Consider the following 15886-nt stretch of genomic DNA (forward strand, 5'->3'; position numbering starts at 1 on the left):
CCTTCAGAGCTTCGCAATGATGTCGGCGAGCAGCTGCGAGACTCGTGGGGCCGCGGCGACGCCGGCCTCGATGACCTCGGCGTGGGAGAGCGGGGTCTCCTGGATGCCGGCGGCGAGGTTGGTCACCAGGGAGATGCCCATGAGTTCCATGCCTGCCTGACGGGCCGCGATCGCTTCGAGCGTCGTCGACATGCCGACGAGGTCGGCGCCTAAGATCCCGGCCATGCGCACCTCGGCGGGGGTTTCGTAGTGAGGTCCGCGGAACTGCGCGTAGACGCCTTCGTCGAGGGTCGGGTCGATCTCCTTGGCTATCGCCCGCATCCGGGGTGAGTAGAGGTCGGTGAGGTCGACGAAGTTCGCGCCCTCGATGGGGGAGGTGCCGGTGAGGTTGATGTGGTCGGAGATGAGCACGGGGGTGCCTGCGGCCCAGTTGCGGTTGAGGCCGCCGCAGCCGTTGGTGAGCACGAGGCTCGAGCAGCCGGCGGCAGCGGCGGTGCGCACACCGTGGGCGACGGCGCGCACGCCCTTGCCTTCGTAGTAGTGGGTGCGCGAGCCGAGCACCAGGGCGTGCTTGCCGTTGGCTTCGATCCGGATCGTGCGCAGCGTCGCCCCGTGGCCTTCGACGGCTGGGGCGTGGAAGCCGGGGACTTCGGAGGCCGGGACTTCGCTGATCGTCTCGCCGAGGAGGTCGGCCGCTCCGCCCCATCCCGAACCGAGGACGAGAGCAATGTCATGGGCATCGATTCCGGCCGCCTGGTTGATGGTCGTGGCCGCGGCGCTCGCGGCGGCGGTAGGATCGCTTAAGTCAGTCATGACGCCAAGATTATCAAGTTCCGACACCTCCAAGGAGCGAAACCCATGCCGATTCGAGAGCTGAGCGATGGCGACGATCTGCGCTTGAACGAGGTGTTCGCCGACGCCGACACTCCCGCCGCGCACATGGCCCGTTCCCTCTTCCGTCCGTCCTCGGACGCCCCGCTGCTGCGCTCCGTGATCGCCGAGGTGGTTCCCGGAGTTCCCGTCGGAGCCGCCGCGATAGCCGAATCCCCGCTCCACCCCTACCGGGCCTGGGTCCACGTCGAGGTCGCCGCCGAAGAGCAGGGCCACGGTCAGGGCCGGGAGCTCTTCGACGCCGTGTGTGCCGAAACGCAGGGCACCGCCCTCGAAGGCCTCGACCTGCGCGCCCGCGTCCAGGCCGGCAGCTCCGGTGCCGGATTCGCCGAGGCGCTTGGCTTCTCCCCGCTGACGACGACCCGGGTGATCAAGGTCGCTGCCGGTGCGCTGCCGCCCTCCGGTGGGGGCCGTGCCGAAGATCTCGAGATCGTCGCCACCGGATCGGTCAAGCTGACGAAGGCGTTCCTCGCCTGGTACCAGGCCGTGAACCGGGACGATGCTGCCGGTCCGCTGACGGTCGGGCAGGTCAACAACGCGTTCCTCTCCGAGGCTGCGGGTGCCCACGGCGCCGCCCTGCTGAACGGAGAAGCCGGGACCGCCGAGGCGGGAGGGCTGAGCGCCTTCGCCGTGTCCTATGCGCGTGAGGCCGATGAGACCGCGGGAATGGCGGCGATTGCCGGGCAGGCCGGCGGCGAACAGGGTGCCGCTCAGTCCGGTTCCGGGACCGCGGTGGTCGACCAGGTCGATGAGGAACCGCCCACCGAACTCATCCTCGGGTCGATGTTCGAGACCCGCGAGGACCGCGACGATGCCACGGACGAAGAGTTCGCGGCCGCCGTCGCCGATGCCGAACTGCTCCTGGCCAGACTCTCCGTCGATGCCGATGTCGTCCTCGAGGTCACGAGCGGCATGCCCGTCGTCTCGGCTCTGGCGGACCGACTTCTCGAGAACGGCCAGGCCAGCGAGATGTATCGCTACGAGACACTGGCGGGACCTCCTGCGGATGTGAGCTGAGCGGCGAGGGTGCTGGAGCGCCCGGTTCAGGACCGTGAGCTGAGCGGCGGGGCGGCCTCCCCGCGGCGTCCGCCGGGCAGAACAGCCTCGGTGTCGGTGGGAAACAGCCGCACCACGCGAGCCCGCTGCTCCATGACGAGCCACCCGAGGCCGGGTTGCCCCTCGAGGGGAGCCAGGCGGAGGATCCCCAAGGCGGTGAGGTCCTGCCGACTGTGGGAACCGAGGAGGAGCAGCGGGCCCATGTTCTGGGCTTTCGCCAAGGATGATGCGTAGCCGGGTGTGAAGCGCACGGGCATCGTCACGACGTGGGCCCCGCCGTCGAGCAGGTCGAACTCCTCCGGGCTCGACTCCAGATGCGCATCATCATGGACGAGGACGGGCAGGCCTGCGTCTTCGAGCCTGCGGGTGAGCGTGCTCTTTCCGCTCTGCGGCGAACCGCGGACGGTGAGCACGGGTCCTTCCCGGACCGGATCCCAGCAGACGATCTCCCCGAAGGCATCGAGGCCGAGCGGGATCCCCGTCCCACGCGGCACCGACTGGTCCACCCTCTCCGGCGGACGATCGAATCCGCGCCACCGCGGTTCGAACCCCCGCCGCTGATTCAGCACATGTGCCGGTCCTCCCGTCTCGCCGAACTCGGCGGGAAGCAGCTGGACATCGGCACCGTCGCGGCCGGCGAGGCTGCTGCTCGGCCCGACGATCACGGCCCGCCAGTCCGGCCAGTCTCCGACGAAGCGCTGCCTGGAGAGTCCGACGCTGAGTCCGTCGCCGCCGGCACTCGGCGGGAAGATCAGCTGCGTGGAGAAGCCTGCGGACGTGGCTGCGGAGGTTCGACACCCGGCTACGAGAAAGGTCAGCCCCAGGCTCGAGGAGTGCTTGAGCAGGCGTTCGGCCTGATCAGCCCAGTGGTGGTCGAGAGAATCGACGAACTCACCCCAGTTGCCGCACACCACGACCGTGGGAACACGGGTGCGTCCCAGATGGTCGAGCACGGTCTGCAGCCGCCACCCGGTCTCCATCCCGGATCGGACCTCCGCCCACTCGAGCGCCGAGGCGATGCGTCCCAGTGCGACAATCCGATGCGTCCTCGCAGCAGCCTCGGCAAGTCTGACCAAGACGGACGACACATGCTCGGTTGCGGGGCCGATGACAATGGTCGATCCGTCGATCTCAGGGGTATAGGTCCACACGCTCTGACGCTGGTGGGAAGGGATGTCGATGATCCCGGTCGCGGTAGTGCGGATGTCGGGATCGTCCTCGGTTCTGAGCCCGCGTTCGAGATCGGCCAGCCGCGGCAGGCTCGGCAGCACCACCGTCCGTGCAGGGGACGTCATCGACTCTGCCCGGGCGGCGGTGATGATGTCCTCGGAGCGGATCCCGTTGACCCCGCTGCCCGCGAGAAGACCCTGCCCGGGAACCCAGGGTCGCAGCCGGGGACGGTGGACCACCTCGGCGGCGGAGGCATCGGCGATCGGCACGGCGACCCGGAACCGGCAGACCTCCGACCCCGAGTCGAGGCAGGCCGCCCCGGGAGTGTCCGACGGCAGATGAGCCGCGGCGGCGACGCCGATGACGTCATAGGAATCGGTGTCATCCCGCACCCGCAGGCACACGCGAATGTTGATGTTCGCCTTCATATGTCCGGTCACGACCCCCAGGGGGCGCTGCGTGGCGAGGATGAGGTGGACCCCGAGGGAGCGTCCGAGTGCGGTGAGATGCTCCAGCAGCTCAGCGGCCTTGGGATGAGTGGCCATGAGCGCATGGAACTCGTCGATGACGACGACCAGCCGCGGCGGCGGATCAAGCAGTTCGAGCACATCGGAGCAGCCGTGATCGGCGAGGAGACGCTCCCGCCGGGTGATCTCGGCGCGCACCGAGACCAGGGCGCGGAAGGCCGCCGCAGAGTCGAAATCGTCGAGGACGCTGTCGGTGTGCGGCAGATCCTCCAAAGGGGAGAAGGTCGCCCCGCCCTTGAAATCGATGAGCACGAACCGCAATCGCCGAGGCGGGTGTGCCAGAGCCATCGCCAACAGCCAGGTCTGGAGCAGCAGGGATTTGCCGCTGCCCGTCGTGCCCGCGACGAGGGCGTGGGGTCCGTCGCCGAACAGATCGATGCCGACGGTCCCCGTCTCCCCACGGCCGATCATCACCGGCCCCGTGTGCGTCTGGCGCCACCGTGCCGCAATGGCCTCCGGTGAGTGTTCGCAGAGATCGCCGAGGCCGTGGCTGGGCCACCGTTCCTCGGTCCGGCTCGCGTGCCCGTGTTCGAGGGTGATGAATCTGCCCGGCGGCATGAGCGTGGCCACGAGTGCCTCGCCGGGGACCGGTCCGTTCGGTGCCGAGGATGCGGTGGTGCGGGCCTGGGCGAGGCCACCCAGACGCACGGAGATCGCCGAGGCGGCCGCGGGTGCCTCGAGCTGCAGGCTCACCCGGTCGTCGGGTCGGGCGGAGAGATCGGCCTCCCGTCCTTCGCCGTCGCACAGGCGCAGGCGCACCCGTTGTTCGGCTGCCGAACCAAGGAGAGCAGGTGCTGAGTCCTCCGCTGCCGAGCTCACAAAACGTGTCCCCTGCAGTTCGGGGAGCGCGAGCAGGGCGGCCGACGGGTCCCAATCGACGCCGGGATCGCTCAGCCAGGCCAATGCCATGTGCCGCAGCTGTTCGGACTCACCGGTCACCGCCACCGAGGTGGTCAGCGGGTCGATGCGAATCGGCACCTGATCGAGGATGACGGTCCCGTCCCGGTGATCGGCGTACGGGCGAAGCTCCTCGGCGATGGTGATGTCGGAGAGGACCGATCCGAATCCTAAACAGAGACCGGGCCCGGAGCGAACCGTGCGCGTGTGATCGGCAATGGCCGCTGTCAGTCTCTCTCGCCCGCGTTCGAGGGCAGCAGCTCGGTCGAGCTCGCACTGGTGCGATTCGCGGGCGAAGCGCTTCTTCTCCATCGCGTAGGCGACGTAGCCCGACAGCGGGGCGGAGGCGCTGAAGAGGAGGAACCACCACATTCCCGTGAGCACGGCGAGGGCGATGCCGATGCCGATGGGGATGAGGAAAGTCCACCACTGCGGAGGCCGGGCCGGATGCGGATCGTCCACCGCATCGGGTGCCACGTGGTCCGCATCCGTGGGGCGGTGGGGAGGGGCACGGATCACCGAGGCGGCTGTCCGTGGAGTGCGAAGGGGTGCCGTGGCGTCGGAGGCCGGCGCGAGGATCGTCGCTCCCATTCTCGCGAAGGCGCTGCCGTGGGAGGGGTCGAGCTCGAGCCGGCTCGGCCTCCGCGGGATGCACGGGTCGAGGATGGTCAGACTCGACGGATGGGCGACACGGCTCAGTGAAGTCGACCGCGGGTCGACGTTGAGTGCGAATCCGGCATCGGGCCCGGCCAGCACGGACACCGAGGCCGTGGAGCGGCCGCGGTGGAGGAATCGGGCGCCCACCGTCGTGACGGGGTTGAGCGAGTGCCAGCGTCCCCAGCTGATGGTGAGCGCGATCGTCTCCGGGGACGGGCCATCGGCCGGGAACCGGTTGCCGTCGAGGAGGTCGGAGGCCGTGAGGACGGGGCCGAAGACGGCACGGAGCACATCGAGCACGCGCTGTTCGGAGTCGGCCTCGAGCACGGCGCTGCGGATGTTCGCGTTCGCATCGATGCGATGGACGAGCCCGAGAGTCTTCATGATCCCCAGGGTGCTGGCGACTCGGCGGTGTCGCAAGGCCCGGGTTCGGGCATGTGGAAACCGCATCTGCATCCACAGGCCTGCAGTGGGCGAGTGGCAGAGTCTTCCACAGGAAACGACGTCGAAGCCGGAGCCCTCGGTCAAGGTGGCTGGAACTGCCCGGCAGGAGGCTCGGTCGGGAGGCGGTTCGGCCGGCAGGAGGCCTGTCCTGTCAGGAGGCCCGCCCTGCAGATGTCCCGTCCGGTCAGGAGATGCGGAGGGACCCTCTGGCGTAGGCGGTGGCGTTGAGGCCGATGAGGTCGGGTACGAAGGCCGAGAGCAGTGGTGGCGAGTAGCCGGCGCGGAGTCGGATGACGACAGAATGCTCACCGTCGGCATCGGCACTCAGTCGCAGATCCTGCATGCCGCGCGGAGTGGGCACCGCGGCCACATAGCGGCCGGCGGCACGTTTGGCAGCAGGCGGTGAGAACACGAGTCCCGGTTCGTCCCTGGGCGCCGGTTCGAAGGAATCGGAGGCGGCCAGGGCCGCGGAATCGGCGACGCTCTGGAGTTCCCGCCTGGCCATGTGCAGGTCCGTGAGCGCGGCGATGAGGAACGCGAGCAGCAGGGCGATGACGACGAATCCGATCGCCAGCGGAGTGATCGAGCCGTCGTCTGCGCCCCCGCCCGGTCGCGCCGGAGCTGTTGTCTCGCGCGCTGCCTCAGCCACTCCTGTCATGTCAGCCTCAGTCTCGCCTGCCATGTCAGCCTTCTCCGGTGGTGGCGACGACATCGGAGTGGCTGGCACGGAGAGTGATGTGCGGGGAGCGGTTGGCTCCGAAGAGCAGCGGGAAGCCGGGCAGAGACACCTTCGTCTCCACCCGTGCGGTGACCAGGGATCCGGCGCGTCCACAGGGTCCGGCACATGAGTAGGCGATGCTGATGGGCACATCCTTGAGCCCGAAGTCGCTGAAATGCATCGTCGCGACTTCATGGGCACGACGTTCTGAGGGATCGGCATCTCGGGCGGCGATGCGGGATGCCGAGATGGCCGTCGAAGTCGTGGCGTAGCTGGCCGCCTGCAGCTGGGAGATGGCGAGCATGAGGTAGACGACGGGGATGAGCAGCACGATGGAGGCGAAGATGAACTCGATGACGGCGGTCCCCGAATCGGGCGCGTCTTCCTCGGCCGCTGCCGCAGGCTCAGCGGCGCTCGCGTCCACCTCCGAACGCGCGCCCTCCTCCGAGCGCCCAGCTTCCTCGGAACGCTCAGTCACGGTCGATGTCCTCGACGATCGACCGACCGCGCAGCTCCCACACCTCGGCGGGGCCCCACAGTCCGATCACGGGCAGCGGGGTGGTCACCCGCACCTCGACGATCTCGACCTGCCCTCGCCGTGACGTCGTCACGGTCACCTTCTCGGCATAGCGCTCGCCCACGGAGACCCCGATGAGATCGGAGGCCAGCCGCTGTCCGTCGCGGGGACTCTGATCGGCCAGACTGGCCTGCCGGGCACCGGCGATGGCGGAGTCGATGACGGTGTTGCGCACGTGGATGACCAGGCCGATCTGCAGCGCTCCGGCGAGGACGAGCGCGAGCAGGGAGGCGATGAGTGCGAATTCGGCGATCGCGGATCCCGAATCCGCGTCCTCCGTCTCGGGACAGTGGAACTGCCACCGGCGTCGACTCACCCGGCGCCCCTGACCTTGTTCATAGCGTCCTGGAACATCGAGGTGAAGGCCTCGCCGGCCAGTGCCCACAGGGCGACAACCAACCCGGCCGTCATCAACGTGATGAGCACCCACCCGGGGACGTCCCCGCGATCGGGTACGTCCGTGTCATCGGGACCGTCGCCTCGGCGCTTCGGGTCGGCGGTGCCGACACCGGCGATGAACGCCATGAGGCGGGCGTAGAGATCGGTCAACATGGTGTCTCCTTCTGGGATGGCGGCGGTCGCCGCATCCGATGGGCGGTTCTCAGTGAGTCCCGGGCTGGTTCGGCTCGAACGAACATGATCATCACGGTCCGAGGTCGAGCACGGTCAGGGACGGGAAGACGGCGAAGATCACGGTCACGGGCAGGACGAAGACGACGACCGGAACCAGCATGCCGATCTCCTTCTTCCCGGAGAGTTCGAGCAGGCGCCGTCGTGACTGTTCACGCACATCGGCGGCCTGGGCACGGAGGACTTCGGCCAGGGGAGTGCCCCGGGTCATCGACACGGCCAGACCGTCGACGAATTGGACGATCTCGGGGATGGCGATGCGGGTCGCCATGCCGTCGAGAGCCTCGACGAGCGGTGTTCCGGTGCGGGTCGCCGCCAGCGCCGCGCGGAGTTCGTCGACGAGGTCGCCCGAGCAGGTTCGGCACACACGTTCGAGGGCTTCGACGATGCCCTCACCAGCGGTGATCGAGAGTGCAAGGAGTTCCGCGACGGTCGGGAATTCGGCCAGCACGCGCGATTCGTGGCGGTTGATGGCCTGGCTCAGCCGCCAGTCGTTGATGATGTGGCCGGCGATGCCGCCGGAGACGATGAGGATGACGGTGACGATGGGGGAGAAGCCGCGCTGTGCCGAGAGCAGTCCGGCCACGAGTCCGGCGGCGATCATCCCGACGAGGATGCTCAGCACCTGGTTGATCCGGAAGCGTTCGATCGAAGCATTCCCGCCGAGGCGGTTGATCCGCAGGCTCAATGTGGCATCCGTGGTGATGCGGGAAGTCACCCACAGTGCCGCCGATACCGCCATCGACCTGAGCAGACTCCACGCCCCTTCCGAGCGCGGGGTCGGAGGCGCATAGATGTCGATGAGGGATTCCTGATCCCGCAGGTAGGGGGCGATCCGCGAGGACAGACTCGGTCTGCGCAGCGGAGGCAGGGAGAGGACGAGCACGCAGAGGGCGAAGCCGTTGAAGAGTCCCAGCAGGATCACGGTGAGCGGATCGGTCAGCACACTCATGCGGCCTCGGCCTCGGCCTCGGCCCCGTACCCCGCACTCCCGTCGAGGCCGAAGCCCCGGTTCTCGTCGGCCCGATGGTCGGTGGAGACCAGCGAGGATCCCTCGATGACACGCGGTTCGCTCGGCAGTCTTCCGATCCTCTTCATCGCCTGATACGCGACGAGCGAGACGACGAAGCCCGCGGCCAAGAGGATCAGTCCGGTCTGTGAGTTGTAGGCGACGGCCGTCTCCGGGCGGGTGGAGAGGAAGGCGAGCACCACCCAGGGGGCCGCGACCGCCAGCCGGGCGCCGTTGACGGTCCACTGCTGGCGAGCCGAGAGCTCATTGCGGGTCCGGGCGTCGTCGCGGACGAACTGGGCCAGCGCCCGCAGCATCGTGCCCAGATCGCTGCCGCCGACCTGCCGGGTCACGCTCAGCGCCACGACGATGCGGTCGGCCACGGGGTCGGCGCTGACCTGCCGGAACCGTTCGAGGGCGAGGGCGAAGGAACCGCTGGCCCGGTACTCCTCGGCGAAGACCTCGAAGAGCGGACGCAGCGGTTCGGGACCGCGGTGAGCCAAGGACCCCAGGGCCTCGGGCAGAGAGAGCCCCGCCCGCACCCCGGAGTTGAGATGATCGAGGGTCTCGGGCCAGAGTTCGCGTCTCATCACCTGCTTGCTGCGGGCCCGATGCTGAAGGTAGCGGTGAGGCAGCCAGGAGCCGAAGAGGCCGAAGCACAGACCGATCGCCCAGGAGCCGGTGAGGACGGTTCCGACGACGGCGACGAGGGCGAAGACCACGATCGAGAGGACAATGAGATGGCCGGGGTGCATCCGCGGGAACCCGGCACCGGTGAGCATATCGTCGAGTTCGCGAACCCACCGCCCCTGCACGCGGGTCCCAGGTCGGCGCTGCCACAGCGACATCCAGATGAGGAACAGCCCCGCACCGAAGCAGGCGGCGATGAGCAGGCTCGACTGCGAATAGCTCATGCCGGGTCCCTGCTCATGCCGCTTCCAGAATCGTGTGCAGATCTCGACCGATGGCAGAGAAGCGCTCGCCGAGGTGGCCGAAGCCCTGACCGCGCACCAGCTGTCCGTGCGGCGAATGGAAGATCGTGTCGAGTTCGACGACATCGCCTTCGACTCCGCCGGGGACCGCGCAGATCTCGGAGACGCGTCGGACACCGGAGGATTCGCGCCGCAGGTGGACGACGAGGTCGAGGCTGACGGCGACGGTCGGCACGACGAATGAGGAGGAGATGTTCGCCCCGGCGAGCAGCGGCAGGGTGCAGATCTTCGTGATCGCCGCCCGCGCCGAGTTCGCATGCAGGGTGCCCATCCCCGGCAGTCCCGAATTCAAGGCCACGAGCAGGTCGAGGCTCTCGGCCTCTCGGACCTCGCCGACGATGATGCGCGTCGGTCGCATCCGCAGCGCCTCCTTGACCAGGGCGCGCAAGCTGACCTCGCCGGTGCCCTCGAGGGAGGGTTGACGGCATTGCATGGGCACCCAGTCCCGGCTGGGGAGGTTAAGTTCGAAGACCTCTTCGCAGGAGATGATGCGTTCCCGGGCGGGAATGGATCCGGCGAGGGCGTTGAGCATCGTGGTCTTGCCTGCCTGTGTGGCTCCGGAGATGAGGATGTTCGCACCGCTGGCCACGGCCGCGTCGAGGAATTCTGCGGCTGCTGGGGTCAGCGAGCCTTGGTCGACGAGGTTCGCCAGTTTGCGCGGACGGTGGATGAACTTGCGGATATTCACCGCAGGGTGGGCTCGGGTGATGTCGGGAAGGACCACGTGCAGACGGGAACCGTCGGGCAGGATCGCGTCGACGAAGGGCTGGGAGAGATCGACCCGGCGGCCGGAGGTGCGCAGCATCCGTTCGATGAGGTCATCGAGTTCGCCTGCGGTCAGCTTCGTCGTCGTCAGTTGGTGGACGCCGTCGAGGGCGATGAAGACCTCACTGGGACTGTTGACCCAGATCTCTTCGACTCGGGGGTCGTCGAAATAGTCCTGCAGGGCACCGAACCCGGAGAGTTGATTGTCGATCGTACGGAACGTCGCCTCTTTGTCCTCCAGAGGGGGAAGATCGGCGACGAGGCTGCGGTCGTCGTATTCGGCGATGACCGTGCGGATGAGCTCACGGGAGCGTTGCACATCGGTGCGCGGGTCCACGTCGAGGTCTCTGATCCTCTTGTGAACCTCGGTCTTGATCACCTCGACGGCTTCCACATTGAACCCCTGGAGTACAGACAGCGACATTCGGTTCTGACAGCGTGATTTGCGTTTAATCTAGCTGTAGTCGGTTCATTTATCTACAGTTTTCGGTGATCTGTGGATAACTTTCAAATGATAAAAACAACTGACATGGGTGTAGTTTGCGCATTTTGCGGATTGCATTTTCGGCGTGCGGACTGCTCCGCCTCTGCGCCCATCGTCGTTGCCGTTGCCGAGGATGCACTAGGCTGGGACCATTATGGCCACTGATTATTCTGCTGAAATCGCCAACCTCCGCCAGACGTACAAAGCGATCCTCGACGTGTCCGATCTGGACAATCTGCGTGACGAGGTCGCCGAGCTCACGGAGGAAGCGTCCTCACCGACATTCTGGGACGACCCGGATTCGGCGCAGAAGACCTCGGCCACGCTCTCGCACAAACAGGGAACGCTGGAGAAGCTCGAGAAGTTCGGCCAGCGCATCGACGATTCCGAACTCCTCATCGAGATGTCCGAGGATGAAGGCGACTCCGACGCCCTGGCCGAGGCCGAGCGGGATATCGCGAAGCTGCGCGAACAGCTCGCCGAACTCGAGATCTCGACCCTGCTCAACCACGAATACGATGAGCGCTCCGCCGTCGTGACCGTGCGCTCCGGAGCCGGCGGCGACGACGCCACGGACTGGGCGCAGATGCTCACGCGCATGTACGTCCGCTGGGCGGAGAACCGCGGCTACAAGGTCCAGGAACTGGACACCTCCTACGCCGAGGGCGCGGGCATCAAGTCCGCGACGATCCAGGTCAACGCCCCCTACGCCTACGGCACCCTGTCCGTCGAAGCCGGCACCCACCGCCTCGTGCGGATCAGCCCGTTCGACAACCAGGGGCGCCGACAGACCTCCTTCGCCGCCGTCGAGGTGGTCCCGCTCATCGAGTCGACCGACCATGTCGAGGTCGACGAGAACGATCTGCGCATCGACGTCTACCGCTCATCGGGCCCGGGCGGTCAGTCGGTGAACACCACCGACTCGGCCGTGCGCATCACCCACATTCCGACCGGAGTGGTCGTGAGCATGCAGAACGAGAAGTCGCAGATCCAGAACCGTGAGGCCGCCATGCGCGTCCTCCAGTCACGCCTGCTCGACCTCAAGCGCAAAGAGGAAGCCGCGCAGAAGAAGGAGCTGGCCGGCGACATCAAGGCCAGCTGGGGCGATCAGATGCGCTCCTACGTCACGCACCCCTACCAGATGGTCAAGGACCTGCGCACCGGCTACGAGGTCAACAACCCCTCGGCGGTCTTCGACGGCGACCTCGACGGACTCATCGAAGCCGGCATCCGCTGGCGCAAGCAGCAGGAGAACGCCGAAGAAGAGGCCGCCGGCTGACCCAGCCGCGAACCTCAGCCCCACCTCGGCGACTGTGAACTTCATCAGATCGCAACACACGCCCCGCCGCCTCCCCGAACATCACGGAACTGTTACGTACAGTGGAAGCGGCCGAGCCATCCGCGACATGATTGAAGACCCTCTTGATCAAATTCGACTCCGTTTCGAAGTCCTACGACACACGCTCCCGCAAGGCACTCGACGACATCACGTTCGAGGCCGATCGCGGGGAGTTCGTGTTCCTCGTCGGCGCCTCGGGCTCGGGTAAGTCCACGGTCATCCGCCTCATCCTGCGTGAAGAGGTGCCCACGACCGGACGGATCCACATCGCCGGGAAATCGGTTGTGAAGATGCCCAGCTGGAAGGTGCCCTACCTGCGGCGCGGGATCGGGACGGTGTTCCAGGACTTCCGGCTGCTGCCGAACAAGACCGTCTTCGCCAACGTCGCCTTCGCCCTCCAGGTCATCGGCAAGTCACGGGCGGCCATGTCGACCCTGGTCCCTGACGTCCTCGAGACCGTCGGCTTGGCCGGCAAGGAGAAGCGGTACCCCAACGAACTCTCCGGCGGTGAGCAGCAGCGTGTGGCGATCGCCCGCGCCGTGGTCAACAAGCCGGGAATCCTGCTCGCCGATGAGCCCACCGGCAACCTCGACCCGACCACCAGCGCGGACATCATGAACGTGCTCGAGAAGATCAACCGCAACGGAACCACGGTGCTCATGGCCACCCACGACGGGGAGATCGTCAACCGGATGCGCAGACGCGTCATCGAACTGCGCGAGGGAACAATCGTCCGCGACGTCGAAGAGGGCACCTACGGAGTCGCCTCATGAGGGCCGGATTCGTCCTCTCGGAGGTCCTCTCGGGACTGCGGAAGAACTTCTCCATGGTTCTCTCCGTCATCCTCGTGACCTTCGTGTCCCTGCTCTTCGTCGGTGCCGCGATCCTGCTCCAGATGCAGGTCGGACAGATGAAGGACTACTGGTACGACCGCGTACAGGTCTCCGTGTTCCTCTGTCCGCCGGACTCCGAGGCGACGAACTGCGTCGAGGGCGAGGCCAGCGAGGATCAGAAGGCGAACATCAAGGCCGAACTCGAAAGCTCCGACCTCGCTCCCTATGTCGACGAGGTCTACTTCGAGGACAAGGCCGAAGCCTACGATCACTTCCAGGACCAGTTCAAGGGCACGAGCCTCGAAGGCACCGTCCCCGAGGACGAGATGAACGAGTCCTTCCGGGTCAAACTCAAGGACGCCGAGAAGTACGACATCATCAAAGAGTCCTTCTCCTCCACCCAGGGTGTCGAGGAGGTCGTCGACCAGAATCAGCTGCTCGACCGGCTCTTCGGGGTGCTCAATATCGCCACCGTCGTGGCCGTCGCCATCGCCGGAATCATGCTCATCTGCGCGATGCTGCTCATCGCCACGACGATCCGCCTCTCCGCGTTCTCCAGACGCCGGGAGACAGGCATCATGCGTCTCGTGGGCGCGTCGAACACCTTCATCCAACTCCCGTTCCTGCTCGAAGGCGTGATCGCCGCGGCCGTCGGTGCGACCCTGTCGGCCGGGGCGCTGGGACTCCTCGTCCACTTCGGCGTCAGTGGGTGGCTGCAGAGCCAGGCGACAGGGTTCAGTCTCATCTCCGGTGCCGATGTGCTCATCGTCGCCCCGATCCTCATCGTCATCGGCGTGATCATGGCCGGTGCCTCCTCCCTGATCACCCTGAACAAGTACACGAAGGTCTGAGATGAAGCGCAGACTGGGACTGATCATCACCGCGGCCGCGCTGGCGCTGGTTCTGCCGGTCACCTCGGCGGTGCCCGATCCTCGCGATGACAAGGGCAAGGTCGACGAGCGCGTCAAGGAACTCCAGCAGGAGTTCGAGGGACTCGACGAGGAGCTTGCTCGGGTCATCGCCGAACGCGACGAGGCGCAGGACAAGCTGCCCGACGCCGAGGCGGAGTCGAAGGCCGCCGACGACGCCCTGGCCGAGGCGATCCAGAAGGACGATGACATGGCCGCACGTCTGACCTCGGCGGAGAACGCCCAGTCGAGCCTCAAGGACTCGATCAAGGAAGGCGCCGAGGAGATTGAGAAGCACAAGACCTCCGCGGCCCGGATCGGTCGGCAGGCCTACCAGAACTCCGGAATCACCTCGGACCTGGCGATGCTGCTGCAGATGGCCGAGGGCACGAGCGCCGACGGCGGAATCGGCCGGGTCGACTCGGCCGTGCGGTCCCAGCAGCGCACGATTGACACGCTCTCGGATCAGCGCGCGGTCAACGAGAACAACGAGGAGCGGCTCTCGGGCGTGACCGAGGAGATCTCCGATCTCAAGGACGAAGCCGCCGAGGCGGTGCTGGCCAAGGAGGCCGCGCAGGTCGATGCGAAGAAGAAGGCCGATGACCTCAACAATCTGATCTCGGCGAAGGACGAGGCCGAGAAGACGATCTCGGACAACAAGGCCTCGACCGAGGAGCAGCTGGCCAAGGAGAAGGACGAGCAGGACGCCCTGGCCAAGAAGGTCCGCGAATGGGAGAAGGAGCAGGAGAAGAAGGGCAACTTCACCTACGGCGACGGCGTTCTGGCCAATCCGGCCAAGGGCTACCCCATCACCTCGCCCTTCGGCTACCGCGTCCACCCGATCACGGGGGCCAGGAAGCTGCACTCCGGCACCGACTTCGGTGTGCCCTGCGGAACCCCGATCCATGCGGCCGGTGACGGTGTCGTCGTGGGGGCCGGTTGGACCGGAGGCTACGGCAACCGCGTGGTCATCTCCCACGGCAAGATCAAGGGCGACTCGATCGCCTCGACATACAACCACAACACGAAGGTCAAGGTCCACGCCGGTCAGAAGGTGAAGAAGGGCGATGTCATCTCGGTCTCCGGCACCACGGGTGCCTCGACCGGCTGCCACCTCCACTTCGAGATCATGAAGAACGGCGGCTACGTCAACCCCATGCCCTACATCTCCTGACGACTACCTGGCGGGGTCCCAGCAACGTGGCGCCACGTTGCTGGGACCCCGCCAGGTAGCAGTGAGGGGCGGAGGTGTGAGGGATGGGCTCGCCGAGGCGGGGGAGCGGGTGCACGACTGTCGTCTTCCGTGGATGGCCGGGGTGCGTTAGACTTGTGGGTCTGTGCGTTCGCGCGGTCTCTGGTTCTCTGAGGGCCGGATCGCGGACGCGGAGGATGGCCGAATGACGAGCAGAGAGGAGGCCGGATATGCCGAAGGACACTGGCAAGAAGACCATTGCACGCAACCGCAAGGCGCGCCACGACTATCACATCGAAGACACGTGGGAGGCCGGCCTCGTGCTCACCGGCACCGAGGTGAAGTCGCTGCGTGAGGGCAGGGCTTCGCTGACCGACGGGTTCGCTCTCATCTTCCAGAACGAGGCCTGGTTGGAGAACGTCTACATTCCCGAATACATGCAGGGAACCTGGACGAACCACACTGCCCGCCGGCGTCGGAAGCTGCTGCTCCACCGCGAGGAGATCCTCAAGATCTCGCAGAAGGTCAAGGAATCCGGGCGCACACTCGTACCGCTCGAACTCTACTTCGACGGATCCCGGGTCAAGGTCGAGATCGCCCTGGCCCGCGGTAAGCGTGAGTGGGACAAGCGTCAGGCCCTGCGCGAAGCGCAGGACAAGCGCGAAGCTGAGCGCGCAATGAAGTCCAAGCAGTTCCTGTAGGACTTCAGGAGGGCTCTGCGGTCGCCGCACCACCGCGCAAACGGGGCCGGGAATACGATTGGCCCAGCCCGCGTTCTACGAGTATGCTGGTGTTCC

The 15886-nt window shown here is 66.7% G+C and carries 15 protein-coding genes; 6 read left to right on the forward strand and 9 right to left on the reverse strand.

Features of this window, described 5'->3' with window-relative positions:
• Window positions 1-3: 3 nt before the first annotated feature.
• Window positions 4-813, reverse strand: coding sequence for a purine-nucleoside phosphorylase (locus CV023_RS07505; protein WP_230744852.1), 810 nt, complete (start codon window positions 811-813; stop codon window positions 4-6).
• 45 nt (window positions 814-858) lie between these two features.
• Between CV023_RS07505 and CV023_RS07510 the strand changes: the two genes are divergently transcribed.
• Window positions 859-1908, forward strand: coding sequence for a GNAT family N-acetyltransferase (locus CV023_RS07510; RefSeq protein WP_230744853.1), 1050 nt, complete (start codon window positions 859-861; stop codon window positions 1906-1908).
• 26 nt (window positions 1909-1934) lie between these two features.
• Here the strand turns inward: CV023_RS07510 and CV023_RS07515 are convergent, their stop codons facing one another.
• From CV023_RS07515 to CV023_RS07550, 8 genes are all read right to left on the reverse strand, one after another.
• Window positions 1935-5582, reverse strand: coding sequence for an FtsK/SpoIIIE domain-containing protein (locus CV023_RS07515; RefSeq protein WP_230744854.1), 3648 nt, complete (start codon window positions 5580-5582; stop codon window positions 1935-1937).
• A 244-nt stretch (window positions 5583-5826) separates the two neighbouring features.
• Complete coding sequence (locus CV023_RS07520; protein WP_230744855.1) at window positions 5827-6300, reverse strand: pilus assembly protein TadG-related protein; 474 nt, start codon at window positions 6298-6300, stop codon at window positions 5827-5829.
• 25 nt (window positions 6301-6325) lie between these two features.
• Complete coding sequence (locus CV023_RS07525; RefSeq protein WP_230744856.1) at window positions 6326-6838, reverse strand: hypothetical protein; 513 nt, start codon at window positions 6836-6838, stop codon at window positions 6326-6328.
• Window positions 6831-7253 (reverse strand): TadE/TadG family type IV pilus assembly protein, encoded by a 423-nt coding sequence (locus CV023_RS07530; RefSeq protein ID WP_230744857.1) that lies wholly within the window; start codon window positions 7251-7253, stop codon window positions 6831-6833. The genes CV023_RS07525 and CV023_RS07530 overlap by 8 nt, the downstream gene beginning before the upstream one ends.
• Window positions 7250-7489, reverse strand: a complete 240-nt coding sequence (locus tag CV023_RS07535) for a hypothetical protein (RefSeq protein ID WP_230744858.1) — start codon at window positions 7487-7489, stop codon at window positions 7250-7252. Before CV023_RS07535 ends, CV023_RS07530 begins: the two co-directional genes overlap by 4 nt.
• Before the next feature lie 91 nt (window positions 7490-7580).
• Window positions 7581-8519, reverse strand: a complete 939-nt coding sequence (locus tag CV023_RS07540; protein ID WP_230744859.1) for a type II secretion system F family protein — start codon at window positions 8517-8519, stop codon at window positions 7581-7583.
• Complete coding sequence (locus CV023_RS07545) at window positions 8516-9490, reverse strand: type II secretion system F family protein (RefSeq protein WP_230744860.1); 975 nt, start codon at window positions 9488-9490, stop codon at window positions 8516-8518. Before CV023_RS07545 ends, CV023_RS07540 begins: the two co-directional genes overlap by 4 nt.
• Before the next feature lie 13 nt (window positions 9491-9503).
• A complete protein-coding gene (locus tag CV023_RS07550) occupies window positions 9504-10727 on the reverse strand; it encodes a CpaF family protein (RefSeq protein ID WP_230745176.1) in 1224 nt (407 codons plus the stop codon).
• A gap of 244 nt (window positions 10728-10971) precedes the next feature.
• Between CV023_RS07550 and prfB the strand changes: the two genes are divergently transcribed.
• The 5 genes from prfB (at window position 10972) to smpB (ending at window position 15790) form a co-directional block, all read left to right on the forward strand.
• Complete coding sequence (gene prfB / locus CV023_RS07555) at window positions 10972-12096, forward strand: peptide chain release factor 2 (RefSeq protein WP_230744861.1); 1125 nt, start codon at window positions 10972-10974, stop codon at window positions 12094-12096.
• Window positions 12097-12239: 143 nt separating this feature from the next.
• Window positions 12240-12929 carry a cell division ATP-binding protein FtsE gene (gene ftsE, locus CV023_RS07560; RefSeq protein WP_230744862.1) on the forward strand — a complete coding sequence of 230 codons (690 nt, stop codon included), beginning with the start codon at window positions 12240-12242 and terminating at the stop codon, window positions 12927-12929.
• The gene (gene ftsX, locus CV023_RS07565; protein ID WP_230744863.1) at window positions 12926-13840 is read left to right on the forward strand and encodes a permease-like cell division protein FtsX; all 915 of its coding nucleotides are present in this window, start codon (window positions 12926-12928) and stop codon (window positions 13838-13840) included. The genes ftsE and ftsX overlap by 4 nt, the downstream gene beginning before the upstream one ends.
• Window position 13841: 1 nt before the next feature.
• Window positions 13842-15071, forward strand: coding sequence for a M23 family metallopeptidase (locus tag CV023_RS07570; RefSeq protein ID WP_230744864.1), 1230 nt, complete (start codon window positions 13842-13844; stop codon window positions 15069-15071).
• Between the two features lie 248 nt (window positions 15072-15319).
• The gene (smpB, locus tag CV023_RS07575) at window positions 15320-15790 is read left to right on the forward strand and encodes an SsrA-binding protein SmpB (protein ID WP_230744865.1); all 471 of its coding nucleotides are present in this window, start codon (window positions 15320-15322) and stop codon (window positions 15788-15790) included.
• Window positions 15791-15886: the final 96 nt, after the last annotated feature.

The organism is Brevibacterium sp. CCUG 69071 (assembly GCF_021023135.1).
GTDB lineage: Bacteria > Actinomycetota > Actinomycetes > Actinomycetales > Brevibacteriaceae > Brevibacterium.

Coding starts and splice junctions, on each gene's coding strand:
- CV023_RS07505 (WP_230744852.1), bottom strand. CDS start 813: ATGACTGACTTAAGCGATCCTACCGCCGCCGCGAGCGCCGCGGCCACG.
- CV023_RS07510 (WP_230744853.1), top strand. CDS start 859: ATGCCGATTCGAGAGCTGAGCGATGGCGACGATCTGCGCTTGAACGAG.
- CV023_RS07515 (WP_230744854.1), bottom strand. CDS start 5,582: ATGAAGACTCTCGGGCTCGTCCATCGCATCGATGCGAACGCGAACATC.
- CV023_RS07520 (WP_230744855.1), bottom strand. CDS start 6,300: ATGACAGGAGTGGCTGAGGCAGCGCGCGAGACAACAGCTCCGGCGCGA.
- CV023_RS07535 (WP_230744858.1), bottom strand. CDS start 7,489: ATGTTGACCGATCTCTACGCCCGCCTCATGGCGTTCATCGCCGGTGTC.
- CV023_RS07540 (WP_230744859.1), bottom strand. CDS start 8,519: ATGAGTGTGCTGACCGATCCGCTCACCGTGATCCTGCTGGGACTCTTC.
- CV023_RS07545 (WP_230744860.1), bottom strand. CDS start 9,490: ATGAGCTATTCGCAGTCGAGCCTGCTCATCGCCGCCTGCTTCGGTGCG.
- prfB (WP_230744861.1), top strand. CDS start 10,972: ATGGCCACTGATTATTCTGCTGAAATCGCCAACCTCCGCCAGACGTAC.
- ftsX (WP_230744863.1), top strand. CDS start 12,926: ATGAGGGCCGGATTCGTCCTCTCGGAGGTCCTCTCGGGACTGCGGAAG.
- CV023_RS07570 (WP_230744864.1), top strand. CDS start 13,842: ATGAAGCGCAGACTGGGACTGATCATCACCGCGGCCGCGCTGGCGCTG.
- smpB (WP_230744865.1), top strand. CDS start 15,320: ATGCCGAAGGACACTGGCAAGAAGACCATTGCACGCAACCGCAAGGCG.